Annotated in this window: 25 protein-coding genes; 9 read left to right on the top strand and 16 right to left on the bottom strand. The window is 72.4% G+C overall.

Annotated features, from left to right (window positions below):
- Nucleotides 1-224 precede the first annotated feature (224 nt).
- Both IO36_RS04365 and lnt read left to right on the top strand, forming a co-directional pair.
- Entirely contained in the window at nucleotides 225-710 is a 486-nt protein-coding gene (locus IO36_RS04365; RefSeq protein WP_037616306.1) for a nuclear transport factor 2 family protein, read from the top strand.
- Between the two features lie 103 nt (nucleotides 711-813).
- A complete protein-coding gene (gene lnt / locus IO36_RS04360; protein WP_037616305.1) occupies nucleotides 814-2,400 on the top strand; it encodes an apolipoprotein N-acyltransferase in 1,587 nt (528 codons plus the stop codon).
- On the opposite strand, the gene IO36_RS04355 is transcribed toward lnt, so the two are convergent.
- A complete protein-coding gene (locus tag IO36_RS04355) occupies nucleotides 2,318-3,229 on the bottom strand; it encodes a Gfo/Idh/MocA family protein (RefSeq protein WP_037616303.1) in 912 nt (303 codons plus the stop codon). The two genes, lnt and IO36_RS04355, sit on opposite strands and share 83 nt — an antisense overlap.
- Nucleotides 3,230-3,493: 264 nt before the next feature.
- On the opposite strand from IO36_RS04355, the gene IO36_RS04350 reads away from it, so the two are divergent.
- On the top strand, nucleotides 3,494-3,955 hold the full coding sequence (locus tag IO36_RS04350) for a hypothetical protein (protein WP_037616301.1): 462 nt from the start codon (nucleotides 3,494-3,496) through the stop codon (nucleotides 3,953-3,955).
- Nucleotides 3,956-4,079: 124 nt separating this feature from the next.
- Here the strand turns inward: IO36_RS04350 and IO36_RS04345 are convergent, their stop codons facing one another.
- The 7 genes from IO36_RS04345 to IO36_RS04315 all read right to left on the bottom strand — a co-directional run bounded on the left by IO36_RS04345 (nucleotide 4,080) and on the right by IO36_RS04315 (nucleotide 10,426).
- Nucleotides 4,080-4,637, bottom strand: coding sequence for a tetratricopeptide repeat protein (locus IO36_RS04345; protein ID WP_037616300.1), 558 nt, complete (start codon nucleotides 4,635-4,637; stop codon nucleotides 4,080-4,082).
- A gap of 112 nt (nucleotides 4,638-4,749) precedes the next feature.
- Complete coding sequence (locus IO36_RS04340) at nucleotides 4,750-5,433, bottom strand: uracil-DNA glycosylase (RefSeq protein ID WP_037616298.1); 684 nt, start codon at nucleotides 5,431-5,433, stop codon at nucleotides 4,750-4,752.
- A 240-nt stretch (nucleotides 5,434-5,673) separates the two neighbouring features.
- Nucleotides 5,674-7,254 carry an ABC transporter substrate-binding protein gene (locus tag IO36_RS04335; RefSeq protein WP_037616295.1) on the bottom strand — a complete coding sequence of 527 codons (1,581 nt, stop codon included), beginning with the start codon at nucleotides 7,252-7,254 and terminating at the stop codon, nucleotides 5,674-5,676.
- Between the two features lie 274 nt (nucleotides 7,255-7,528).
- Complete coding sequence (locus IO36_RS04330; RefSeq protein ID WP_037616293.1) at nucleotides 7,529-8,290, bottom strand: SDR family oxidoreductase; 762 nt, start codon at nucleotides 8,288-8,290, stop codon at nucleotides 7,529-7,531.
- Nucleotides 8,291-8,307: 17 nt separating this feature from the next.
- Entirely contained in the window at nucleotides 8,308-9,069 is a 762-nt protein-coding gene (fabG, locus tag IO36_RS04325; RefSeq protein ID WP_037616290.1) for a 3-oxoacyl-ACP reductase FabG, read from the bottom strand.
- A 203-nt stretch (nucleotides 9,070-9,272) separates the two neighbouring features.
- A complete protein-coding gene (locus IO36_RS04320; RefSeq protein WP_037616287.1) occupies nucleotides 9,273-9,656 on the bottom strand; it encodes a DUF3037 domain-containing protein in 384 nt (127 codons plus the stop codon).
- Nucleotides 9,653-10,426 carry a HipA family kinase gene (locus IO36_RS04315; RefSeq protein WP_037616285.1) on the bottom strand — a complete coding sequence of 258 codons (774 nt, stop codon included), beginning with the start codon at nucleotides 10,424-10,426 and terminating at the stop codon, nucleotides 9,653-9,655. Before IO36_RS04315 ends, IO36_RS04320 begins: the two co-directional genes overlap by 4 nt.
- Before the next feature lie 223 nt (nucleotides 10,427-10,649).
- Between IO36_RS04315 and IO36_RS04310 the strand changes: the two genes are divergently transcribed.
- Nucleotides 10,650-11,096, top strand: a complete 447-nt coding sequence (locus IO36_RS04310) for a Rieske (2Fe-2S) protein (protein WP_037616283.1) — start codon at nucleotides 10,650-10,652, stop codon at nucleotides 11,094-11,096.
- A 34-nt stretch (nucleotides 11,097-11,130) separates the two neighbouring features.
- Here IO36_RS04310 and IO36_RS04305 read toward each other — a convergent pair whose 3' ends face one another.
- Nucleotides 11,131-11,769: a cysteine hydrolase family protein gene (locus tag IO36_RS04305; protein WP_037616280.1), complete on the bottom strand. Its 639-nt coding sequence runs from the start codon at nucleotides 11,767-11,769 to the stop codon at nucleotides 11,131-11,133.
- A gap of 183 nt (nucleotides 11,770-11,952) precedes the next feature.
- Between IO36_RS04305 and IO36_RS04300 the strand changes: the two genes are divergently transcribed.
- The gene (locus IO36_RS04300; RefSeq protein WP_037616278.1) at nucleotides 11,953-12,420 is read left to right on the top strand and encodes a pyridoxamine 5'-phosphate oxidase family protein; all 468 of its coding nucleotides are present in this window, start codon (nucleotides 11,953-11,955) and stop codon (nucleotides 12,418-12,420) included.
- A 24-nt stretch (nucleotides 12,421-12,444) separates the two neighbouring features.
- Here the strand turns inward: IO36_RS04300 and IO36_RS04295 are convergent, their stop codons facing one another.
- Complete coding sequence (locus tag IO36_RS04295; RefSeq protein ID WP_051899987.1) at nucleotides 12,445-13,395, bottom strand: LysR family transcriptional regulator; 951 nt, start codon at nucleotides 13,393-13,395, stop codon at nucleotides 12,445-12,447.
- Nucleotides 13,396-13,470: 75 nt separating this feature from the next.
- On the opposite strand from IO36_RS04295, the gene IO36_RS04290 reads away from it, so the two are divergent.
- Nucleotides 13,471-14,406: a DMT family transporter gene (locus tag IO36_RS04290; RefSeq protein ID WP_037616881.1), complete on the top strand. Its 936-nt coding sequence runs from the start codon at nucleotides 13,471-13,473 to the stop codon at nucleotides 14,404-14,406.
- 96 nt (nucleotides 14,407-14,502) lie between these two features.
- On the opposite strand, the gene IO36_RS04285 is transcribed toward IO36_RS04290, so the two are convergent.
- Nucleotides 14,503-15,834, bottom strand: a complete 1,332-nt coding sequence (locus IO36_RS04285; protein WP_078942995.1) for an aminotransferase class I/II-fold pyridoxal phosphate-dependent enzyme — start codon at nucleotides 15,832-15,834, stop codon at nucleotides 14,503-14,505.
- Between the two features lie 35 nt (nucleotides 15,835-15,869).
- Here IO36_RS04285 and IO36_RS04280 point away from each other — a divergent pair, with 35 nt between their 5' ends.
- Nucleotides 15,870-16,559 (top strand): pyridoxamine 5'-phosphate oxidase family protein, encoded by a 690-nt coding sequence (locus IO36_RS04280; protein WP_037616274.1) that lies wholly within the window; start codon nucleotides 15,870-15,872, stop codon nucleotides 16,557-16,559.
- Between the two features lie 333 nt (nucleotides 16,560-16,892).
- On the opposite strand, the gene IO36_RS04275 is transcribed toward IO36_RS04280, so the two are convergent.
- From IO36_RS04275 to IO36_RS04265, 3 genes are all read right to left on the bottom strand, one after another.
- Nucleotides 16,893-17,876 carry a DMT family transporter gene (locus IO36_RS04275; protein ID WP_037616273.1) on the bottom strand — a complete coding sequence of 328 codons (984 nt, stop codon included), beginning with the start codon at nucleotides 17,874-17,876 and terminating at the stop codon, nucleotides 16,893-16,895.
- Nucleotides 17,877-18,078: 202 nt separating this feature from the next.
- The gene (locus IO36_RS04270; protein WP_037616272.1) at nucleotides 18,079-19,098 is read right to left on the bottom strand and encodes an EamA family transporter; all 1,020 of its coding nucleotides are present in this window, start codon (nucleotides 19,096-19,098) and stop codon (nucleotides 18,079-18,081) included.
- A 46-nt stretch (nucleotides 19,099-19,144) separates the two neighbouring features.
- Nucleotides 19,145-19,723: a Clp protease N-terminal domain-containing protein gene (locus IO36_RS04265; RefSeq protein WP_051899985.1), complete on the bottom strand. Its 579-nt coding sequence runs from the start codon at nucleotides 19,721-19,723 to the stop codon at nucleotides 19,145-19,147.
- 367 nt (nucleotides 19,724-20,090) lie between these two features.
- Between IO36_RS04265 and IO36_RS04260 the strand changes: the two genes are divergently transcribed.
- Nucleotides 20,091-20,519 (top strand): type II toxin-antitoxin system Rv0910 family toxin, encoded by a 429-nt coding sequence (locus tag IO36_RS04260; RefSeq protein ID WP_037616268.1) that lies wholly within the window; start codon nucleotides 20,091-20,093, stop codon nucleotides 20,517-20,519.
- A gap of 99 nt (nucleotides 20,520-20,618) precedes the next feature.
- On the opposite strand, the gene IO36_RS04255 is transcribed toward IO36_RS04260, so the two are convergent.
- Nucleotides 20,619-21,275: a PadR family transcriptional regulator gene (locus IO36_RS04255; protein ID WP_037616266.1), complete on the bottom strand. Its 657-nt coding sequence runs from the start codon at nucleotides 21,273-21,275 to the stop codon at nucleotides 20,619-20,621.
- Nucleotides 21,276-21,490: 215 nt separating this feature from the next.
- Here IO36_RS04255 and IO36_RS04250 point away from each other — a divergent pair, with 215 nt between their 5' ends.
- A complete protein-coding gene (locus IO36_RS04250) occupies nucleotides 21,491-22,300 on the top strand; it encodes a PhzF family phenazine biosynthesis protein (RefSeq protein ID WP_037616264.1) in 810 nt (269 codons plus the stop codon).
- A gap of 105 nt (nucleotides 22,301-22,405) precedes the next feature.
- Here IO36_RS04250 and IO36_RS04245 read toward each other — a convergent pair whose 3' ends face one another.
- Nucleotides 22,406-23,206: a CPBP family intramembrane glutamic endopeptidase gene (locus IO36_RS04245; RefSeq protein ID WP_037616262.1), complete on the bottom strand. Its 801-nt coding sequence runs from the start codon at nucleotides 23,204-23,206 to the stop codon at nucleotides 22,406-22,408.
- Nucleotides 23,207-23,369 lie beyond the last annotated feature (163 nt).

Below are 23,369 nucleotides of genomic sequence, written 5' to 3'. Positions count from 1 at the left end.
ACCGTGGCGCCGGGACCGTCCGCGGTCGATCATGGAACACCGACGATGCCACATCGGCGTATGCGAAAGTCGGGCCCGGGACTTCGCGGACTTCGGGCACCGGCACGTCCGCCCCGAACCGTCCCCTCCGACGCCGGCCCGAACCCCACCCGACACCGAACCCGACACCGAATATCCCCGCGCGGGCCCTTGGCGTGGCAGGCCGCGTGGCCAACACTGAGCCGATGACGCAGCGTGTGGAGCTCTCGACCGTGCTGGACCGTTTCTCCGTGGACGAGGTCGTCACCGGGTACGCGGTGGCCGTGGACGACGGCGAATGGGATGCCTACCGGGGGCTGTTCGCGCCGAAGGGCCGGGCCGACTACCGCTCGGCCGGCGGCATCGAGGGCGACTCCGCCGAGGTCGCCAGGTGGCTCGAGGAGAGCCTGGCCCTCTTCGCCATGCGCCAACATCTCATCGTCAACCGGCGCGTACGGTTCGGCGTGCTGGAGCAGGACATCGGTGACACGGCCGAGGTCCGGGCGGACTACATCAACCCGATGAGGTTCGCCGGCCAGGACGGGGACTCCACCGCCCCCGACCTGGTGTGCGGCGGCCGGTACGCCTTCGGACTGCTGCGTACGGACGAGGGCTGGCGGCTGCGCCAGGTGGTCGTGGAGGAGAAGTGGCGCCGGATGCCCGGCCCCCGACAGCAGCCCGCGGCCGGCTGAGCCACGCCCCGCCCCCGCGCGCCCCTTCCCGATCACCACGCCCCCTGTCGGAGATCGCCGGCGACGCGCACACTGGAGACATCGCGGGGCAGGGAGGCGAAGAATGAACAGGCCCGACCGCGCGTTCGGCCCATGGCTGGTCTCCCCCTGGCGGCGCGGTGTCGTCGCCGCGCTGGCGGGCGCCCTGCCGATGCTCGCGTTCCCCGCCCCGTCCTGGTGGTGGTTCGCGTACGTGGCCCTCGTGCCCTGGATGCTCCTGGCCCGCTCGGCCCCGACCGGCAGGCGTGCCGCGTACGACGGCTGGTTCGGCGGGTTCGGGTTCCTGCTGGCGGTGCACCACTGGCTCCTGCCGAGCCTGCACGTCTTCCTGGTGGTCATAGCCGCGCTGCTCGGCGCCCTGTGGGCCCCCTGGGGCTGGCTGGTCCGGCGGTTCCTGGCCGGAGTGCCCTCGCCGGGACGGGTCGGCGCCGCGCTGCTCGTCCTGCCGTCGGGATGGCTGATGGTGGAGCTCGTCCGGTCCTGGCAGGGCCTCGGCGGTCCCTGGGGTCTGCTCGGATCGAGCCAGTGGCAGGTGGAACCGGCGCTGCGACTGGCCTCGGTGGGCGGGGTGTGGCTGCTGAGCTTCCTGGTGGTGGCGGTCAACGTCGCCGTCGCCGTGCTGGTGTCGGTGCGGGAGTCCCGTGTGCCCGCCGTGGCCGGACTGGTCGCGACGGCCGCCGCGACCTCGGCGGCCTGGGTGTGGTCACCGCGTCCCGACGTCGAGGGCCGGGTGCGGATCGCGGTCGTGCAGCCCGGTGTCGTGGACGGGAACACGAGCGGTGACAGGCGCTTCGCGCGCGAGGAGACACTGACCCGTCAACTCGTGGGCCAGGGCGCCGACCTGGTCGTGTGGGGCGAGAGCAGCATCGGCTTCGACCTGGCCGACCGGCCCGATCTGGCGCACCGCGTCGCGGTCCTGTCCCGGGAGGTCGGCGCCGACATCCTGGTGAACGTCGACGCGCGTCGCTCCGACCGGCCCGGGATCTACAAGAGTTCGGTCCTGGTGGGGCCGCACGGTCCGACCGGGGACCGCTACGACAAGATGCGGCTGGTCCCGTTCGGCGAGTACGTGCCCGCGCGTTCCCTGCTCGGCTGGGCCACCTCGGTCGGCAAGGCGGCGGGCGAGGACCGCAGGCGGGGCACGGAGCAGGTGGTGATGAACGTCGGGCACGGGCTGCGCATCGGCCCCATGATCTGCTTCGAGACGGCGTTCCCCGACATGAGCCGGCACCTCACCGAGGACGGCGCCGACGTCCTCGTGGCGCAGTCCTCGACGTCGACGTTCCAGCACAGCTGGGCCCCCGAGCAGCACGCCTCGCTCGCCGCGCTGCGGGCCGCCGAGACCGGCCGTTCGATGGTGCACGCGACCCTCACCGGGGTCTCCGCCGTCTACGGTCCGGGCGGCGAGCGCATCGGCTCCTGGCTGGGCACGGACGCGAGCAGCGCGGTGGTCTACGACGTGCCGCTGGCCCGGGGCGTCACTCCGTACGTCCGGTTCGGCGACTGGCCGGTGGACGGCGCACTGCTCGTGATGGCGGCGCTGTGCGTGACGGAGGGCTCCCGCGCGTTCAGGCTGCGCCGGACTGCTCCTGAACGGCTCGTACCACGCGCTCGCACAACTCGTGAGTCGCCAGCGCGTCCCGGGCGCTGAGCACCTTCCCCGAGCGCACCGCGTCGAGGAAGGCGAGGACGGCCTGCTCGATGCCGCGCTGCCGGGCCACCGGCACCCAGTCGCCGCGCCGGCGCACGGTCGGCTGGCCCTTGTGGTCGATCACCTCGGCGAGGTTGACGACCTGCCGCTTGGAGTCCTGGCCGGAGACCTCCAGGATCTCCTCGCTCGAGCCGCTCAGCCGGTTCATCACGCCGAGGGCCGTGAAGCCGTCCCCGGCGAGCTGGAGGACGACGTGGTGCAGCAGTCCGTCCTCGGCGCGGGCCCGTACCGTCACGTCGTCGACCGGACCCGGCACCAGGAAGCGCAGGGTGTCGACGACATGGATGAAGTCGTCGAGGACCATGGTGCGGGGTTCCTCGGGGAGCCCCGTGCGGTTCTTCTGCATCAGGATCAGCTCGCGGGGGTGCTCGGCGCACTGCGCGTACGCCGGTGCGTGACGCCGGTTGAACCCGACGGCGAGGCTCACGTTCCGCTCCTCCGCGAGCCGCACCAGCCGCTCCGACTCGCCCAGCTCGTAGGCGAGCGGCTTGTCGACGTACGTCGGCACGCCCGCTTCCAGCAGCCGGGTGACGATCTCCGGGTGGGCCACGGTGGGCGCGTGCACGAACGCGGCGTCGAGTCCCTCGGCCAGCAGCGACTCGAGGTCGGTGTGGCGTCGGTCCCGCGGCAGGTGGAGGCTGTCGGCGACCCGGTCGAGCGTGGCCGGAGTCCGTGTCTGCAGATGCAGGTCGACGTCGGGCTGCACGCCCAGGACCGGCAGATACGCCTTCTGCGCGATGTCGCCGAGTCCGATGCAGCCGACCTTCACAGGGGTCTCCTTGAGTCTCCGACGCGGGTTCCGTCGGAAGCATACGGCTGCCGCGCCGGGGGCACACGGGCGGCCGGTCGCCCCGGGGGCGGACGGGTCTGCGGCCGGTGTCCGATCGGAGCCCGACCGGACCGGAGCCCGACCGTGCAGCGTGTCACCTCGCCGACCTCCGGGACCGCCGGAGGAGCGGAAGGATCACCCGTGTGGGGCATGCTGTGCCGCTCGGCTCCCCGGAAGGGGCCCGGAACCAGCAGAGTTGCGCGGGTGCAACGAACGACGACGACCGCAACGCTTCTGGTCGCCGTGGCCGTCACCGCCCTCTCGGGCTGTGTGACCGTCCAGCGGCCGCCCGCCTCCGGAACTCCCGCCGCCCCGTCGGAGCTCACCGCGCCGCATCCGGACGGCAAGGGCGGGCCGCGTCCCGCCCAGGACCCCGCGCGGGAGGCACTGGAGAGCGTCGGCCCCTCACGGAAGGCCGAGCCCGGGACCACACCATCGCACCGGGCGACTCCCCCGCCAAAGGCCGTGGCCCCTGTGGCGCCTCCGCGGCACGTCCGCCCGGCGCCGCGTCCCGAGCCGCGACCGCACCAGCGCCGTACCGCCGCTCCGTCCGGCGCTCCCTCCCTGCCGAAGCGCGCGGACCTGTGCGCGCTCGGCAAGAAGTACGGGGGCTGGAAACCGGACAGCCCGGAGGCGGTCCTCTGCGCGAAGGCGTACGGACACTGACGTCACCGGCGACACGGCGGACGACCGGAGAAGACGGCAGACGACGGCACGAAGGGCGAAGGCACGGGCGGCGAAGGCACGGTGTCCCGAACCGCACCAGGGGCGCGGCCCGGGAAGGACCCCCTCAGGGGCGCTGTCTCGGCGGGCCCAGGGTCTCGCCCCCGGGCCCGTCGAAGCGGTCCGATACCCCGGTCTCCGCCGCGATGCCGCTGTCCTGGAGGCGCAGCTCGAGACGGCCGATCGCCGCGCGGACGCCGTCGCCGTACCGGTCGTCCGCGAGGGCGCCGGCCGCGCCGCGGGCCCGGCGCAGATGGGTGCGGGCGGCCTCGGCACGGCCCAGCTTGGCGTAGTCGGCGGCGAGGTTCAGATGGAGCGAGGGATAGAAAGCGCGGACGGCGAGGGACTGGTGGGGTGCGGCCACGCGGCCGTCGGTCAGCTCCTCGGCCGCCGACAGGGCCCGCAGGTCCCAGGCGAGTTCGTCCGCCGGGTCGTCCTGGGTGTCGGCCATGTAGTGGGCCAGGGTGCAGCGGTGCAGGGCGTCGCCGCCGTCGCCGATCTCCCCCCACAGGTCCAGGAAGCGGCCCCGGGCCTCCTCGCGGTCACCGGCGTGGTGCAGCATGACGGCCTGTCCGATCCGGGTCATCATGGCGTCCGGCGCCGCCTGCTCCTGTTGCTCCGCCACCGCGTCCTCCAGGCTCGTCGCTGTCCCTCACGACGCTAACCGGAGCCGGTGACAATCGCGCTCAGGCACCGCTGGGCCAGGCCGGTGACGGGCCTGGCCGGCGGCGCGGCGGTCAGCCGAGGTCGGGGATGCGCCAGTCGATCGCCTCATGGCCCTGGGCGGCCACGGCCTCGTTGATCTGCGTGAAGGGACGCGAGCCGAAGAACTTCTTCGCGGACAGCGGTGACGGGTGGGCGCCCTTCACCACCACGTGCCGCTCCTCGTCGATCAGCGGGAGCTTCTTCTGCGCGTAGTTGCCCCACAGGACGAAGACGGCCGGGTCGGGCCGGTCGGCCACGGCGCGGATGACCGCGTCGGTGAACTTCTCCCAGCCCTTGCCCTTGTGCGAGTTCGCCTCGCCGGAGCGGACGGTCAGCACCGCGTTCAGGAGGAGCACGCCCTGTTCGGCCCACGGCATCAGATAGCCGTTGTCCGGGATCGGGGTGTCCAGCTCCTCCTTCATCTCCTTGTAGATGTTGCGCAGCGACGGCGGGGTCTTGACCCCGGGGCGGACCGAGAAGCACAGGCCGTGCCCCTGGCCCTCGCCGTGATACGGGTCCTGGCCGAGGATCAGCACCTTCACGTTCTCGTACGGGGTGGCGTCGAGGGCGGCGAAGACCTCCTCCCGCGGCGGGTAGACGGGACCCTTCGCGCGCTCCTCCTCGACGAACTCGGTGAGCTCCTTGAAGTAGGGCTGCTGCAGTTCGTCACCCAGGACGCCGCGCCAGGACTCGGGCAGCATGGCGATATCGGTCACGTCAACTTCCTTCGATGTGCGATGACTTCCTCACCACAGAACCTACCGTCGCCCACTGACAATCGGTTCAGGGCCCGTGCGAAGGCCGCCCGGAGGGTACGGTGGGGCCTCTGCGGCCCGCCACGGGCGCACCGGCGGGCATGCGTCCCCGGGGCCTCCTCACCCCCGGTCACCGGCCCGCCCACCGGGCGGCCACCAGCCCACCAGCCCACCGGCCACCGGCCACCGGCCACCAAGCCGCTACCAGCTGGTCTTGCGGTCCAGCTCCCACATCATCATGATCGTCGACGGGTCCAGGGTCCGTTCCGCGCCCGAGATCTCCTCGTTCGCGGCCACGTACTGCCTGCCCTGCCACAGTGGCAGCAGCCGGGCGTCGTCCACGAGGATCTTCTGGGCCTCCTCGAACTCCTTGACCACCGCGCCCCGGTCGCGCACCCCGCGCGAGGCGGGCAGCAGGACATCGGTGATGCGCGGGGCCGGATAGGGCGTCCCGAGCGCGTTCCGCTCCCCCACGAACGGTGCGATGAAGTTCTCCGCGTCGGGGAAGTCGGGGAACCAGCCGCGGCCGAACACCGGGTACTCGCCGGCGCGGTAGCCCGCCTCGTACGTCTTCCAGGGGCGGCTCCTGAGCGTCACGGTGAACAGTCCGGAGCCGTCGAGCTGGCGCTTGAGCTCGGCGAACTCGGGCGCGGTCTCGGAGCCGTAGCGGTCGGTGGTGTACCAGAGGGTGAGCGGGACGCGGCGGTCGATGCCCGCGTCGTGCAGGATCCTGCGCGCCTTGGCCGGACTCGGGGTGCCGTAGTCGTCGAAGTAGCCGGTGGTGTGCCCGGCCAGGCCCGCCGGGACCATGGAGTACAAGGGGTCGACGGTGTCGCGGTAGATCTTGTGCGCGATGGCCGGGCGGTCGACGACCTGGGCGATCGCGTGCCGGACGGCGGGCTTCGCGGCCCAGGGGTCCTTCGGGTTGAACACGAGATAGCTGATCTCGGTGCCGGCGCCGTCGATGAGTTGGATGTCCTTGCGGGTTCCCTGGTTCTGGAGGGCGACGACGTCCGAGGCGGCGAGGCCCCGGTAGGTGACGTCGATCTTCCTTTTCCTCAGGGCCCCGACCAGCTGCGCCGAGTCCTGGAAGTAGCGGATGGTCACCGCGTCGTTCTTGCGCCGGGCGAAGCCGTCGTAGTGCTCGTTCCGGACGAGTTCGGCCTGCCGGCCCTCGGTGTAGGAGCGCAGCCGGTAGGGCCCGGAGCCGACGGCCTTGTCCCCCTCGCGCACGGCGTTCGCGGGGTAGTCGTCCGGGTCGACGATCGACATCGCCGGTGTGGCCAGCACCAGCGGAAAGGTGGCGTCCGGCTTGTTGAGACGGAAGACCACGTCGCGCCTGCCCAGCACCTGGACCCGTTCGAGGCTGCCGAGCAGGCCGGCGGGTCCGCCGGGGACGCCGATCCTCCTGATGCGGTCCACGGAGTACTTGACCGCGGAGGCGTCGAGCGGATCGCCGTCGGAGAACTTCATGTCCGGGCGCAGTTCGCAGCGGTAGACGCTGTTCGTCCCGTCCGTGAATCCGCACTTCGCGGCGGCGTCGGGCTGGGGCGAGACGGCACCGGAGGGATAGCTGAGCAGCGTCTGGTAGATGTTGCGGAACAACTCCCACGAACCGTCCCACGAGGCGGCCGGATCCAGGGTGCTGGGGGCACTGGTGGTACCCACCACGATCGGTCCCTTGTCCGCCGGCGATCCCGTGTCGAGTGTGCCGCAGGCGGCCACCAGGGCTATGGACGTGACCGCCGCGAGCTGTCGCAGGTATCGGTTCCGGTTGAGCACGCACACGCTCCTCGATCAGCCGTGACAAGGGTCGGCAGACCGTATCGCGGTGCCCCGCCAGAGGAACGGTGTTTCCCCGACAGGGCACTTGATCAGCATGTATGTGACCGCGTTGTCAGAATGCTGTGAACGCGTCGGCACTCCGGGCACCGAACTCGGCGCCGCTCGACACGGGCTGAGCGTTTGTCAACTTTCAACAAAAAGCCGGTCGGACGCTCCCCGGGTCCGGGGAGCGTCCGACCGGCCTTCAGGCCCTTCGAATCGGGCCTTCAGATCATTCGACTCCGGCGTTGAGGAACATCCCGCCGTCGACCACGAGCGTCTGGCCGGTGACCCAGTCCGACTGCTGCGAGGTGAGGAAGGCGGCCGCCCCGCCGATGTCGGAGGGCACGCCGAGCCGGCCGAGGGGGTAGGCCGCGGCGGCCTCCGCCTCCCGGCCCTCGTACAGTGCGGCCGCGAACTTCGTCTTCACCACACCCGGCGCGATGGCGTTGACCCGCACCTTGGGCGCGAACTCGTGCGCCAGCTGGACGGTCAGGTTGATCATCGCGGCCTTGCTGACGCCGTACGCGCCGATGAACGGCGAGGGCGCGAGGCCGGCGACCGAGGCGATGTTGACGATCGCGCCGCCGTTCTCGCTCTGCCAGGCCTTCCAGGTGCGCTGGGCGAAACCGAGCGCGGAGATGACGTTGGTCTCGAAGACCTTCCGCGCCACGTTGAGGTCCAGGTCGGCGATCGGCCCGAACACCGGGTTCGTACCGGCGTTGTTGACAAGGAAGTCGACGCGGCCGAAGGCCTCCATGGTGCGCTCCACGGCGACGGCCTGGTGGGCCTCGTCGTGGGCTTTGCCGGCCACACCGATGACGCGGTCGGCGCCGAGCTTCTCGACGGCCTCCTTCAGCGCGTCCTCGTTGCGGCCCGTGATGCAGACCCGGTCGCCGCGGGCGACCAGGGCCTCCGCGACGCCGTAGCCGATGCCGCGGCTCGCGCCCGTGATGAGCGCGACGTTGCCCGAGAGTTCGGGAAGGGTGGTCATGTGCGTTTCCCCCGCGACTAGTTGAGCGGCCCGCCGGCCACGTACAGCACCTGGCCGGAGACGAAGCCGGCGGCCTCGCCGGTGAAGAAGGCGATGGAGTTGGCGATGTCGTCGGGGTTGCCGACGCGCTGCACGGGGATCTGCGTGGCGGCGGCGGCCTGGAAGTCGTCGAAGTCCATGCCGACGCGGGCGGCGGTGGCGGCGGTCATGTCGGTGACGATGAAGCCGGGCGCCACGGCGTTCGCGGTCACGCCGAACTTGCCGAGCTCGATGGCCAGGGTCTTGGTGAGGCCCTGCAGACCGGCCTTGGCGGTGGAGTAGTTGGCCTGGCCGCGGTTGCCCAGAGCGGAGGAGGACGACAGGTTGACGATCCGGCCGAACTTGGCCTCGACCATGTACTTCTGGACGGCCTTGGCCATCAGGAAGGCGCCGCGCAGGTGCACGTTCATGACGGTGTCCCAGTCGGACGCGCTCATCTTGAACAGCAGGTTGTCCCGGAGGACACCGGCGTTGTTCACCAGGATGGTCGGCGCGCCGAGCTCCTCGGCGATCCGCGCGACGGCGGCCTCCACCTGGGCCTCGTCGGAGACGTCGCAGCCGACCGCGAGAGCGCGGCCGCCGGCGGCGGTGATCTTCTCGACGGTGTCCTTGCACGCGGCCTCGTCGAGGTCGATCACCGCGACGGCGCGGCCCTCCGCGGCCAGTCGTACGGCGGTCGCGGCGCCGATGCCGCGCGCGGCACCGGTGACTACGGCGACGCGCTGCTCAGTGGTGGACATTGCTGGTTCTCCTCGCCCTTGGAAAAGCCGGCCCAAGCCCGGCCAAGCTGTCTCGACAACCTTGCGGAGTCTTCGGTGTCCCTCGGGACCCGCGGCTCACACGGTACGCCCGTCCGGTGAGCGACCGCTTAGTACCTTCAGCAGACGTGACGCTAGAAGCCCTGGCACCCGGTGTCAACGGCGCACCGCGCGCATGTGATCCATTACCTGACCAGGAGCCGGAGCAACCGCTCGGTCTCGGCCTCGGGGTCGGCGGTCAGACCGGTGTGCACGGGACCGGGCTGGACCACGGTCGAGCGGGGTGCGATCAGCCAGCGAAAGCGCCGTCCGGCGTCGTCGCCCGCCGCCTGACCTGCGGCTCGGCCGCCGGCGCAGACACCTTCCACGGCGCGCAGAGCGGCCCGTACACCCGTGACGTCGGCGTCCGGGTCGAGCGCGAGCAGTTTGCGCTCGTCCAGATGGGTGCGGGCCGCGACGAAGGAGTGGGCGCGGCAGTAGACCAGCACCCCCGCGTTGAAGCATTCGCCGCGTTCGATCCGCGGCACCACGCGCAGCAGCGCGTACTCGAAGACGTCCCGCTCGTTCACTTGTCTCCCCCGGCGCCGTCGATGCCCTTGATCCGCTCGTGGATGACGGCGGCGCGTGCCAGCAGCGGCCGGGCGTAGGCGCGGCGCAGCGCGTCCACCGTGTCGAAGCCCGGCTCGTCGGCCAGCCAGACGTCGGGGATCTGGGCCGTGACCTCGGTGAGCAGGTCCTCGGTGACCAGGGGGGCCAGTTCGGCGGCGGCCGCGGCGACGTCCGGGCCGAAGGGGGCGAGGGCGTGGTCGGAGATGTCGTACGGCTTGGCGGCGGACTTCTCCGCTCCGGGCCAGTGGTGGTGCCAGATCATCGTGGCACCGTGGTCGATGAGCCACAGGTCGCCGTGCCACATCAGCAGGTTGGGGTTGCGCCAGGAGCGGTCGACGTTGTTCACCAGGGCGTCGAACCAGACGATCCGGCCGGCCTCCTCGGCGCTCACCTCGAAGGCGAGCGGGTCGAAGCCGATGGCGCGGGGCAGGAAGTCCATCCCCAGGTTCGGTCCGCCGCTCGCCTTCAGCAGTTCCTGGACCTCCTGGTCAGGTTCGCCGAGCCCGAGGACCGGGTCGAGGCCGATCGTCACCAGGCCGGGCACCCGCAGCCCGAGCCGGCGGGCGAGTTCGGCGCAGACCACCTCCGCGACGAGCGTCTTGCGCCCCTGTCCGGCGCCGGTGAACTTCATGACGTACGTCCCGAGGTCGTCGGCCTCGACGAGTCCCGGCAGCGAGCCGCCCTCGCGCAACGGCGTGATGTAGCGGGAGGCGTTCACTTCCTTGAGCATCGCCCCAGGTTACTGGGGATGTCCCGGCCGGCGGACGCGACCCGGTGACGGCGTCGGCCGTGCTCCCCGCGATCCGGACGCGGGGCCGAGCGCCGGCCGGCACACGCACCTGTCGGGGCGCTGTCGATCAGGTCAAGAAGTCGCCATTGCCTGAACAGCGCGAGTTGACGGACCGTACCTCTGATCAGATCCAGATCATGTCCGCTCTGAAGGGAATGCCAGGATGACCAGCGAATCGCTCCACTCCGCACAGACTCCGGCCCGGCGCACCGTCGTCGCGGCGGTCGGCGCGGCAGGGCTGGCCGCCGCGCTGACCGCGTGCGGGGCGGACGACAAGGCCTCCACCGCGGGATCCGACAACGGGGCGGCGGGGAACGCGGCCGGGACGGAACTCGCCAAAACCGCCGACATCCCCGAGGGCGGCGGCAAGGTGTTCGCCGACAAGGGGGTCGTGGTGACCCAGCCGAAGGCGGGCACGTACAAGGCGTTCTCGTCCAAGTGCACCCACGCGGGCTGCGCGGTCAAGGGCATCGCGAACGGGGTCATCACCTGCCCCTGTCACGGCAGCGAGTTCTCCGCCACGGACGGCAGCGTGAAGAAGGGGCCCGCGACGACCGGTCTGGCCGCCGCCGACATCGTCGTCAACGGGGACTCCATCAAGCTCGCCTGACCATCGGCCGCGGACCGGACGGGGGCGGCAGGCGTCAGCCGCGCCGGCGCCCGAGGCAGGCGAGCACCTCGTCGGTGGTCGTGACCGTGGCGACCAGCGCGAGCGTGTTCCGCACCATCGCGGGGGTGTACTCGGAGGGCACTCCCGCGATCGCGTCGGCGGGGACGACCACGGTGTAGCCGCGGTTCACCGCGTCGAACACGGCGTTGGGGACGGCGATGTTGGCCGAGACCCCGGTCACGACAAGGGTGCGGCAGCCGAGGTTGCGCAGCAGGGCGTCGACGTCGGTGCCCGAGATCGGCGACAGTCCGTGCAGTCTGCGTACGACGAAGTCCTCCTCGGCGACCTCGACGGGCGGCGCGATCCGCACGGCCGTCGTGCCGGTGGTCTGGCGCACCGGAAGCCGCTCGGCCGCCCGGAACAACCGGGCGTTGCGGTTCGCGCCCCGGCCGTCGGGGCGGCGCTCGGCGACGGCGTGGATCACCTGCACCCCGCTCGCGTGCGCGGCGCCCACCAGCCGGGCGATCCTGTCGAGCACCCCCGTCGACCGCGCCTCCCGGGCGAGTTCGGGCAGGGCGCTGTCGGGACCCACGACGCCCTGTTGGCACTCCACGGTGAGCAGTACCGTGCCGACGGGGTCGAGGAGTTCACTGAGGTGCTCGGACGACGGCATGGCTCTCCTTGTCGTCGCGGTCGGGACGGCGGAGCGTAACGACCATTGCGTGAGGACGGAAGACGCCTCATGCTTTTTCTGACGGAACGTCAGACCGCTTTACGGACAGCCTTCGGCGGACTCCGCCGATGAGCACGGCGAGATCGGCCCGCAGGTGGCCGACTCACAACAGGAGGGGACCGTATGGCCGTCACCCAGCGCAGGGGCCGGAAGATCATGATGACTCCCGGGGAACTGGACGAATTCCTCACCACCCAGCGCACCTGCCGCGTCGCCTCCGTGTCGAAGGACGGGGTGCCGCACGTCAGCGCGCTCTGGTTCGCCTGGGACGGCGTCTCGCTGTGGCTGTACTCGGTGGTGCGCAGCAAGCGCTGGGTGCAGCTGCGCAACGACCCGCGGGTGGCGGTGGTGGTCGACTCCGGTGAGGAGTACGGGGAACTGCGGGGCGTCGAACTGTCGGGCACGGTGGAGTTCGTCGGCGAGTTCCCGCGCACCGGCGAGCTGTGCGCCGAACTCGACGTCCCCGAGACCCTGTTCGCCCGCAAGAACTTCGGCCTGGAGGAGATGCCGCACGACGGCCGGCACGCGTGGATGCGGCTGACGCCGGACGCGATCGCCTCGTGGGACTTCCGCAAGCTGCCCCCGATGTAGCCGGCGCGTCCGGATCGGCGGGGGTCACGCCGATCCGGACGCCGGGTCCTGGCCGGCGGCCGTTCGCGTCCCCTGCTCGACGGCCTCCCCGGCCCGGCGCAGGGCGTCCACCGCCGCCCTGATCGAGGGCCGGCGGTCGGCGTCGGCCCGCCACACCACGTAGACATGGCGCCGCACCCGCTGGCGGACCGGCACCGTGACGACACCGCCAGGCATCGGATGGCGTCCGAGAAGCGGGGCCACGCACACCCCGAGCCCCGCGGCGACCAGTCCGAGCTGGGTGTGCGTCTCCCCGGCGCGGTGCCCGATGCGGGGTTCCACGCCCTGCGAGCGCAGCGTGAACATCAGCCATTCGTGGCAGAACTCGCCCTCGCCCCAGGTGATCCACTCGTCCTCGGCGAAGTCCCCGAGGTCCACCTCGTCACGGCCCGCGAGCCGGTGACCGGCCGGCAGCGCCACATCGGCGGGGTCGTCGAGGATCGACGCCTTCACCAGACCGTCGGGCAACGGCATCGGCTTGTTGTACCAGTCGAGCACGACGGCCAGGTCCAGGTCCCCGCGCAGCACTCCGGCGACCCCGGCCTCCGGCTCCAGCTCGCTGGAGCGCACCCGCAGTCCGGGGTGGTCGGCGCGCAGGCGCGCGAGCGCCGCCGGGAACAGTCCGCGCGCCGCGGTCGGGAACGCCGACAGCCTCAGCTCTCCGGCCACCTGGCCGCGCTGCGCCTCCAGATCGGACTGCGCCAGTTCCACCTGGGACAGGATGCGGGCCGCGTGCTCGGCGAGGAGCCGCCCGGCGTCCGTGAGCCGCACGCCCCGGCCGTTCTTGGCGAGCAGCCGCTGTCCCACCTCGCGCTCCAGCTTCGACATCTGCTGGGAGACGGCCGAGGTGGTCACGTGCAGTCCCTCGGCGGCGCCGCTCACCGAGCCGTGCCGGGCGAGGGCGTCGAGCGTGCGCAGTCTCTCCAGATTCAACATGTAAGCAATGCTACGAGATATCGCTCGAACAATCTTGCTTGTGCTACGAGATTGTTCTGCCCCATCCTGCTGCCCATGAGCACCCTCGCCTCCTCCCGCCCCGTCGCGCCCGCCGACCTGGAACCCCGCCCCCGCACCGCCCTCGACTGGCGGATCCGCTTCGGCCTCCTGTCGCTGATCTGGGGATTCAGCTTCCTGTTCATCAAGGTCGGCACGGAGGGCTACGCGCCGTTCCAGGTCACCTTCGGCCGCCTGCTGTTCGGCAGCGCGGTGCTCGTGGCGGCGATGGCGGTCAAGCGGGAGCGGCTGCCGCGCGGGGCCCGGACCTGGGGCCACCTCGCGGTCGCGGCCTTCCTCCTGAACGCGCTGCCGTTCTCCCTGTTCGCCTACTCCGAGCTGACGATCCCCTCCACGCTCGCGGGCATCTGCAACGCGACGTCGCCGCTGTGGGGCATGGCCCTGTCCCTGGTCGCCCTCTCCGAGGACCGGCCGACCCGGCGCAGGGTCGCGGGCCTCGGCATCGGCTTCCTCGGCGTCCTGACGGTCCTCGGCGTCTGGCAGGGCTTCCACGGCCTGGACGCCACGGGCACGGCGATGGCCCTGCTGGCCTCGCTGAGCTATCCGATCGGCTGGATCTACGTCCGCCGGACCCTGGCGGGCACCGGCAACTCGCATCTGTCGATGACCGGCGCCCAGCTGCTCCTGGCCACCGCCCAGCTGGCCTTCGTCACCCCGCTGTTCACGACGCTCCCGAGCCGGGTCGCCTGGGTGCCGCTGCTCGCGATCGCCGCCCTGGGGGCGCTCGGCACCGGTCTGGCCATGCTCGTGCAGTACGGCATCGTCGCCGAGGTCGGCCCGACGACGGCGCAGATGGTCACGTACTTCATCCCGGTCATCGCCACCGCCGCCGGTGTCGCGATCCTCGGCGAGTCGCTGGCCTGGTCGACGCCCGTCGGCGCGGTGATCGTCCTCGCGGGTGCGGCGCTCACCCAGGCGAAGCCGCGCCGCTGACGCCCGCGAGGCTGACCTCTGCGCCGCCGACATCGGCCGGGCCGTTGCGGCTCAGCCGTAGCGGGCCCGGCCGGTAGCGGCGGGGCCCGCTGCGGCTCAGCCGTAGCGGCGCGCGGGCGCCGGGTCCACGGCGGCGGCGACGGCGTCCGCGAGCGGCCCGGCGTCCTCGGGCCGGAGCGTCGAGACGGTGATTCGGACGCCCGGCGGCGAGTCCATCCTGAAGCGGGCACCGGGGGCGACGGCCCAGCCGCGCTGGAGCAGCCGGGCGACGGCCGCGGTCTCGTCCGGCACCGGGATCCAGACGTTCATGCCGCTGCGTCCGCGCGCCTCGACACCGCGCGCCCGCAGGGCGTCGATCAGCAGGTCGCGGCGCGCCCCGTACGCGGCCGCCACGGCGCCCGCGTCGACCGCGCCGGAGGTCCACAGCTGGACCACGGCCTTCTGGAGGAGACGACTCACCCAGCCGGGCCCGAGCCGCTGCCGCCCGTGCACCCGGTCGGTGGTGAGCGGGTCCCCGGTGAGCACGGCGAGCCGGAGGTCGGGCCCGTAGGCCTTGGCCACGGAGCGCACGAAGGCCCAGTGTTGCGTGACCCCGGCGAGGGGGTGCAGGGGCAGATCGACGATCCGGTGACCGTGGTCGTCCTCGACGAGCAGGGTCCGCGGGTACTCCCCCAGCACGGCGCGCAGGGCTCCCGCGCGGGCGGCGGTGACGGCGGCGCCGGTCGGGTTCTGCGCCCGGTCGGTGACGATCAGGGCCCGCGCCCCGGCCGCGAGCGTCCGCCGTACGTCATCGGGGAGCGGCCCCTCGTCGTCGACGCCGACGGCGGCCGTGCGCAGCCCGAGCGCCGGGAGCAGGTCGATCACGCTGCCCCAGCCCGGGTCCTCGACGGCGACGGTGTCGCCGGGCCTGAGGTGGGCCATCAGGACCCGCTCGATCGCGTCGAGCGATCCGGAGGTGACGACGACGTCCCCCGCCGGCACGCCGTCCGCGTCGAGCTGGGCGCGGGCCAGGCGCGCCAGTTCCGGCTCGACGGCCTCCTGTCCGTACTGCACCGGGTTCCGGTCCGACTCCCGCGCCGCCGCGGCGAAGGCCCCGGCGAGGGAGGGCAGCAGGGCCGGATCGGGATTGCCCTCGCCCAGGTCCCGCACCCCCTCGGGCGCCTCGACGCGCAGCTGTTCACGCCCGGTGGTGGCCGGCTTCGGGCGCACTCGGCTGCCCCGGCGGCCGGCGGTCTCGATCACCCCGCGCTCACGCAGGGTGCGATAGGCGGCCGCGACAGTGTTCGGGTTGACCCCCAGCTCCTCGGCCAACTCCCTCATGGGCGGGAGGAGTTGCCCCGGCTCCAGCTCCCCCGCTCCGACCGCGCGCTCCACGTCGGCGGCAATGTCGGCTGCGCGACGCCCAACGATCCGATACTCTCCTAGCACAAAAGAGATTATGCACTAGTGCAATGGAGATGGCAATGTCGGAGATCAGTACCCCCACCGGGACCACGGGCGCCGGCGCCTACACCCCGACCGACCGCACCGTCCCCACCCGCTCCAAGGAACGCGCGGCGTACGACAAGGACCAGGTGCACGCGATACTCGACGAGGGGTACGTCTGCCATCTCGGGTTCGTCCGTGACGGCGCCCCGGTCGTGCTGCCCACGCTCTACGCGCGCGTCGGCGAACGGCTCTACGTCCACGGGTCGACGGGTTCCCGCCCGCTGCGGATGACCGGCCAGGCCGATCCGGGGCTGGCCGTCTGTCTGACGGTGACCCATGTCGACGGACTGGTCCTGGCCCGCTCGGCCTTCCACCACTCCATCAACTACCGCTCGGTGGTCGTGCACGGCATCGCCCAACAGGTGACGGACCCCGAGGAGCGGCGCCTCGCGCTGGACGCGCTGGTCGACCACGTCGTTCCCGGCCGCTCCGCCGACTCCCGGCCCGCCAACGCCAAGGAGCTCGCGGCCACGGCCGTGATCAGCCTGGACCTCGACGAGGTCTCCGCCAAGGTGCGCGGCGGCGGCCCGAACGACGAGCCCGAGGACCTCGGCCTCCCCCACTGGACCGGTGTCGTCCCGCTGGCCAAGGGATACGGAGTCCCGGTCCCGGCGGACGACCTGGCACCGGGCATCGGCCTGCCCGACTACCTGAAGACCCTCTGACATCCGCGGCCCCGCCGAGCGGCGGGGCCGCCTGACGGCACGAGTCCGGCGGCCGGCCCGGGGAGGTCGGCCGCGAACCCGGTGCGGACCCTTCCGGGGTCGGCAGTCCGGTGCCGGCCCGGAGGGGACGGCAGCCCGGAGCCGGCCCGGAGGGGACGGCAGCCCGGCGCCGGCCCGGAGGGGACGGCAGCCCGGCGCCGGCCCGGAGGGGACGGCAGCCCGGCGCCGGCCCGGAGAGGACGGCAGCCCGGCGCCAAACCGGAGCGGTCGGCAGCCCGGTGCCGAACCCGAAGGGTCCGGCACCGGGCTCACCCGCCCGCCCGCCTCCGAGCGTCAGACGAGAAGCGGCGCCTCCTCGGGCGTCGCGAGCCGTTCGGTGCCCGCGGTGCGCGCCTCCGCCACCGCGAGTGCGGCGACCGAACCGAGCATCAGCAGGGTGCCCGCGAGCGTCGCCGCCGTGAGCCTCTCACCGAGCAGTCCCACGGCGAGCACGGCCGCGCAGACCGGCTCCAGGAGCATGATCACGGACACGGAGGCCGAGCGGACGACCGCGGCTCCGGCGAAGAAGAGCGCGTAGGCCAGCGCCGTCGGGACGGCGGCGACGTACACCAGCAGGACCAGCAGCCGGACCGGCTGCACGGTGTGCGGGACCAGGCCCTCGGCGAGCCCGAGCGGCAGCAGGCAGACGGTGGTGACGGCGAACGTCCACACCGTCGTGCTCGAACCGTCGGCGCGGCCGTCACGTCCCCACCAGCGGGTGAGCAGGGTCATCGCGGAGTATCCGGCCGCGGAGAGCACCGCCAGCGCGACACCCGAGGGCCGCACGGTGGCGTCCCCGCCGCCCAGGACGAGCACGCAGAGCCCGGTCAGCGCCCCGGCGACCGCGACGCTCCCGCCGCGGCCGAGCCGCTCCCCCATGGCCAGCCGGGCGCCGACGGCGATGAGGACGGGCCCCGCGCCGAGGGTGACGACCGTCGCCACGGCGAGGCCGGTCGCCTCGACCGCGGCGAAGTAGGCGGTCTGGAAGACGGCCAGCCCGAGGCCGGTCAGACCGATCCGCAGCACCTTGGCGCGCAGGGGCTCCCGCACGATCGGGCCGTCGCCCCGTGCACCGGGGCGACGGCGCGGGCGAAGACGGACCGCGAGCAGCAGGGCGAGGCCGCCCGCGCAGCGCCAGAAGGACAGGGCGACCGGCCCCATGTCACTGGTCCGGTAGACCAGGGACGCGGCGGCGCCCGCGGTGCCCCAGGCGACACCGGCGACGATCAGATAGAGCAGGCCTCGCCCGACGGGCAGGCCGACAGCTGTGTTCGACACGTGTTCTCTCCGCAGATCCGCAGAAGTTCGGGAAGGGACCGCGTCGCCGCCCGGGCCACGGGGGCTGGGGCGTGCGGAAGGTCCTCGGACTTCATCTGCGGGCAGCGCCGTTCCGCCCGGCACGGGGCCGGGCGGTGTTCCGGAATGCCCGCCTCAGGCGGCCGGAGGCGGAAGAACGAGCGTCGCAGGCATGATCTCCACTCTAGACAGCCGTTCCCCGCGCCGACAATTCCCTCTCGGCGTCGCCCGTCCCGCTCGCGACCGGATCCAGCGAGGGTTTCGCGGGGGCGGACGACTGCGCGATGAAGGCGCCGAGCAGGACCACCGCGCCGCCGGCGATCTGGGGCGCCGAGAGGTGTTCGCCCAGCAGCACCCACGCCAGGACCGTGGCGATGACGGCTTCGAGACAGGCCACCACGCCCGCGACCTGCGGGGAGAGCCTGCGTACGGAGACGACTCCGGTGACGTACGCGACGACGGTGGCGACGAGGACGATCCAGCCGAGGAGCAGCGCGGCGGGCACCGACGTGCCGTTCATGTCGGCGCTTCCCCCGAGGACGGACCAGTGCATGCTCCAGGGGCGGGCGACCGCGGTCAGCACCAGGGTGCCGACGAGCAGCCCGTACGCGATCACACCCAGCGGGTCGGGCGCCTCGGCGCCCGCGTCGCTGCCCTGGTCGGACAGGACGAAGTAGCCGACCTGGCAGCAGGCGGCGCCGAGCGCGAGCAGGAGTCCGAGGAGGTCGAAGCCGAGTCCCGACCACACCTCCACCACGCAGGCGAGTCCGCCGGCCGCGAGGACCACGCCGAGAGCCGCGGCACGGGTGACGGGCCGGCGCTGCACGAAGCGCACCCAGCCGAGGACCAGCGCGGGGGCGAGGTACTCCACGAGGAGGGCGACGCCCACGGGTATCCGGGATATCGCCGCGAAGTAGCAGGCCTGGACACCGGCGACGCCGAGGAGTCCGAACCCGGCGAGCAGCGCGGGACGCCGCCGGACCAGGTCCCGGTGACGCACGGCCAGCGGCAGCATGACGAGGGCGGCGCCGGCGACGCGCAGCCACACCACGTGGAGCGGATCCAGCCCCGCCTCGATCAACGGCTTGGCCGCGACTCCCGATCCTCCGAAGGCGACCGCCGACAGGAGCGCCAGTCCCAGACCGACGCCTCTCCCGCGGTTGCCCTCGCTGCTCTGACTGCCCTGAGACGTGTGCACGGGCACATGATGACAGGCCACGACATGAGCGTCATCCCCGAAGACACCTGTCTCAACGGCTGGATGCCGAGGCGGGTCCGTGCAGCCCGCGCTCGACGCGGTCCAGCAGCCTCGGCAGGTCGACACCGGCACTGCCGAGCACCTCGACGGCCCGCGAACGGGGATCGGCGACGAGCGCCACGAGCAGGTCGAGTCCGCGGGCGTGACCGTCGCCTCGCAGCACGGCACGCCCGTAGGCCGTCTCCATGGCGCCGGCCGCCACCGGCGACCAGCCCGGGCCGCCCGGACCCGGTCCGGCACCCGAGTTCTCGACCGCGCTCTGCCACCGCAGCCCGTAACCGATGCTGCGCTGCACGAGGTAGCCCAGCAGCCGGGCGAGCTGCGGCCCCCCGTCGAAGGCGGCCCGCACCTCCGGGTCGCACTCCAGCAGGGAGTGCAGCAGATGGGCCGTGTCGATCTGCCGGTCCCCGTCGCGCAGCGCCCGTCTGCGGGCGCCGGACACCACCGGGGCCAGCTCGGGTCCGTGACCGGCCTCGGCGCCGGCACGCTTCGGTCCGCTCGCGGCGGCGGACTGCTCGGGAACATGGGGCAGCACGGGTTCCACCCCATCAGTCCCGGGGCTCCCGGTCATCCTCGGCGGGCAGCATCTTCGGATCCGACACAGGGTGGGCATCCCGGCACGGGTTGTCCTCCTCACGGATGACTTCGCGCCGGTTCTTCCCCGACGGGGCGCGCCGCCTTGCGCGGCCCACTCCGGGTCGCCCGCCCCGCCGAGTCGCCCCCTCCAAGCCGTCCGTTCCGAGCCGTCCGTTCCGAGCCGCCCGCATCGAACCGCCCGCATCGAACCGCTGCTCCAGGCCGCCGCTCCGGGCCGCTGCTCCGGGCCGCGTCCAAAATATCTGACGGTTCATCAGTATTGAATGTTCCAGGACCTGGAGCTACGTTCCGCGACACCGTAGCTGCGCCGGGCGCAGCGCCCGACACGAAGGGGTGGTCGCATGGCCGAAGTCAGCGCGGAGGCACGGATCGACGCTCCCGCCGAGAAGATCTGGGGCCGGCTCACGGACTGGTCCGCCTACGGCGAGTGGAACGCGACGCACACCAGCTTCCCGAAGGGCGGCCCGGACAAGCTCGAGGTGGGCGGCACCTTCGCGGAGAGCATGAAGCTCATGGGCTTCCCCGCCGAAGTCACCTGGACCATCGAGGAACTCGAGATCGGCCGGACCCTCGCGATCCGCGGCAAGGGTCCGATGTCGGTGAACGTCTCCACGCGCTACACGCTCACACCGGAAGGCGACGCCACGTCGGTGCGGATCGACGGGGAGTTCACGGGCGCGGCCGTCTCGTTGATGGCCGGCAAGCTCAAGGACTCGGCGACGGCGGCCCTCGACGAGTCGCTGCGCAAACTGGCCGGCCTGGTGGCCTGAGCCTGACGCGGCCGCGCGAGGGCGCCCGGCGCTCCGTAGACGGAAAGGCGCCCCGCGGAAACACATCCACGGGGCGCCGGCAGGTACCACAGCACGCCGTCAGTCCTCGTCGGCGAGGATCAGGTACAGCTTCTTGCGGGCTTCGTTGATGACCGCCAGCGCCTTCTCGCGCTGGCCCTTGCTGCCGGTCTTCCAGACCTGGCCGAAGGCCTCCATGAGACCGAACCCGGCCTGCCGGATCTCGTGCAGCGACTCCCAGTCGACCCCGCGCCCGGCCTCTTCCCAGGGCGCGTCGGGACCCTCGTCGGCCGCGCTGCGGCCCGGCTCGGTGAGCGAGAACAGCTTCTTGCCGCCCTCGGCCTCGCTGGCGATCAGGCCCTCGTCCTCCAGCAGCTGGAGGGTCGGGTACACCGAACCCGGGCTGGGCTTCCACGCCCCGCCGCTGCGCTCGGCGATCTCCTGGATCATCTCGTAACCGTGCATGGGCCGGTCCTTGAGCAGGGCGAGGATCGACGCGCGTACGTCGCCGCGCCGCGCCCTCCCCCGCGGTCCGCCCCGGCCGCCGCGTCCACCCCAGGGGCCCGGGCCGAAACCGGGGCCGCCGAAACCGGGGCCGCCGCCGGGACCACCCGGACCGAAGGGTCCGAAGGCCCCCCGCAGCCCCTCGAAGCCGCCCCGACCCCGATGGCCGGGTCCGCCGTGGTGTCCATGTCCGTGTCCGTGCTCGTATCCGAAGTCTTCTCCACGGGACCGCATCGCAATCACTCCATTCCATCGTTGATCGGTCGCGATGCGTCAACGATATATCGGAACGACTCGCATGACAAGCCTGTTCCCCATGGAGAGCGTCCGTGCAGGTGGGCCGCCGCCCGCCGGTGAACCGGTCGTGTCCGGCAGCACTTGCCGTCCCGGGGCCAGATCCCCCGGATTGGCCTTGGCCGGGGATCCCGCGGGGCCGCTAGCTTCGGATCATGCGGATTCGTATCGTCGACGCCTTCACCGACCGTCCCTTCGCCGGCAACCCGGCGGGGGTCCTCCTCCTCGACTCCTTCCCCGACGACGCCTGGCTCCAGAACGTGGCCCTGGAGGTCAACCACGCGGAGACGGCGTTCGCCCACCAGCTTCCGGCGGGCGGGGAGGCCGACTGGGCGCTGCGCTGGTTCACCCCCGCCACCGAGGTCGCCCTGTGCGGACACGCGACCCTCGCCACCGCGCACGTCATCGCCACCACCGGCGCCCACCAGGGGCCGGTGCGCTTCGCCACGCTGAGCGGAATCCTCGTCGCCACCCCCGAGGCCGACGGCTCGATCACCCTGGACTTCCCGACCGCGCCCCTCACCCCGGTCGAGACCCCCGACGGCGTCGCCGGGGCGCTAGGCGCCAACCCCCTCAGCACGTTCGACACCGGCCCGAACACCGGTGACCTGCTGATCGAGGTCGCCGACGAGAAGACGGTGCTCGGTCTCGCCCCGGACCACCAGGCCCTCGCGCGCTACTCCGAGCGCGGCATCATCGCGACGGCCCGCGCCGAGGACCCCTCACGGGGCTACGACTTCGTCTCCCGCTGCTTCTTCCCGAACGTCGGCATCGACGAGGACCCGGTGACCGGCAGCGCCCACACGGCCCTGGCCCCGTTCTGGGCCGAGCGGCTCGGCCGCCCCGCCCTCACCGGCCTCCAGGCCTCGCCGCGCTCCGGACTGGTCCGCACGGAGGTACGCGGCGAGCGCACCCTCCTCTCGGGCCACGCGGTCACGGTCATCGAGGGCGACCTGCTCGTGTAGCGGGCCCGCCCTGCTGCTCGCCCATGCGTCACGGCACGCGAGAGGGGCGTACGAGATGTCCGTACGCCCCTCTCGCGTCCCGCGCCCGGCCGGCCTGAGCGCCCCTCAGGCCGTCGGGAGCCAGCCCACCTTCCCCGCGAGCAGCGCGTACCCCACGAAGGCACCGATGTCGAGCAGCGAGTGCGCGACGACGAGCGGCCCGACCCGGCCCCAGCGCCGGTACAGCCAGACGAAGACCACGCCCATCACCATGTTGCCGACGAACCCGCCGATGCCCTGGTAGAGGTGGTACGAGCCGCGCAGCACCGCGCTCGCCATGAGCGCCGTCCCCGGTGTCCAGCCCAGCTGCCCGAGCCGGCGCAGCAGGTACCCGACGACGATGACCTCCTCCAGCACGGCGTTCTGCACCGCCGAGAGGATCAGCACCGGGAACTTCCACCACACGTCCGGCAACGCCTCCGGCACGACCGTCAGATTCGCGCCGAAACCGCGCGCCGCCAGATAGAAGGCGATGCCCGTGCTGCCGATCACGGCCGCGACCAGCGCGCCGCGTCCGAGGTCCGGCCAGGGCCGCGTCCGGTCGAAGCCGATCACGCGCATCCCCTTGCCCTCGCGCATCAGCAGGTGAGCGACCAGCGCGACCGGCACCAGCGCGGACGCGATGCCGAAGAGCTGCCAGGCCAGGTCGAGCCAGGGCCGGCCGGGCGCCGCCGAGGCGTTGAGCGTGGCCGCCTGGTCCTTGAGCCCGCCGGGCTTCGTCACGGAGCCGACGAAACTGATCAGCGCGGAGACTCCGCTCGCGCCGAGCGACAGCGCCAGGACCAGCAGCGTCTCGTCCCGGAACGTCCGCCGGGTCAGCCTCTCCGCCGGAAAAGAATCGGCCACCGATCCCGCCTCCACCTGCACTCCCGCCTCCAGTTGGGTATTCCCACCGCATCCCCGTCCGCGCCCCGCTAGGGTCTCGAAAGAAGTTACGAAGATCGTGCGCGACAGGCCGCCGGGGGGCGGGCACCGTACGGGGCGTACGTCCCCCATCGCCTGTTCTTACGGCTGTCTCACGGCGCAGGCT

The sequence above is a fragment of the Streptomyces aureus genome (assembly GCF_000725495.1).
Classification (GTDB): Bacteria; Actinomycetota; Actinomycetes; order Streptomycetales; family Streptomycetaceae; genus Streptomyces; species Streptomyces aureus_B.
This window is presented reverse-complemented; position numbering and strand designations above follow the sequence as displayed.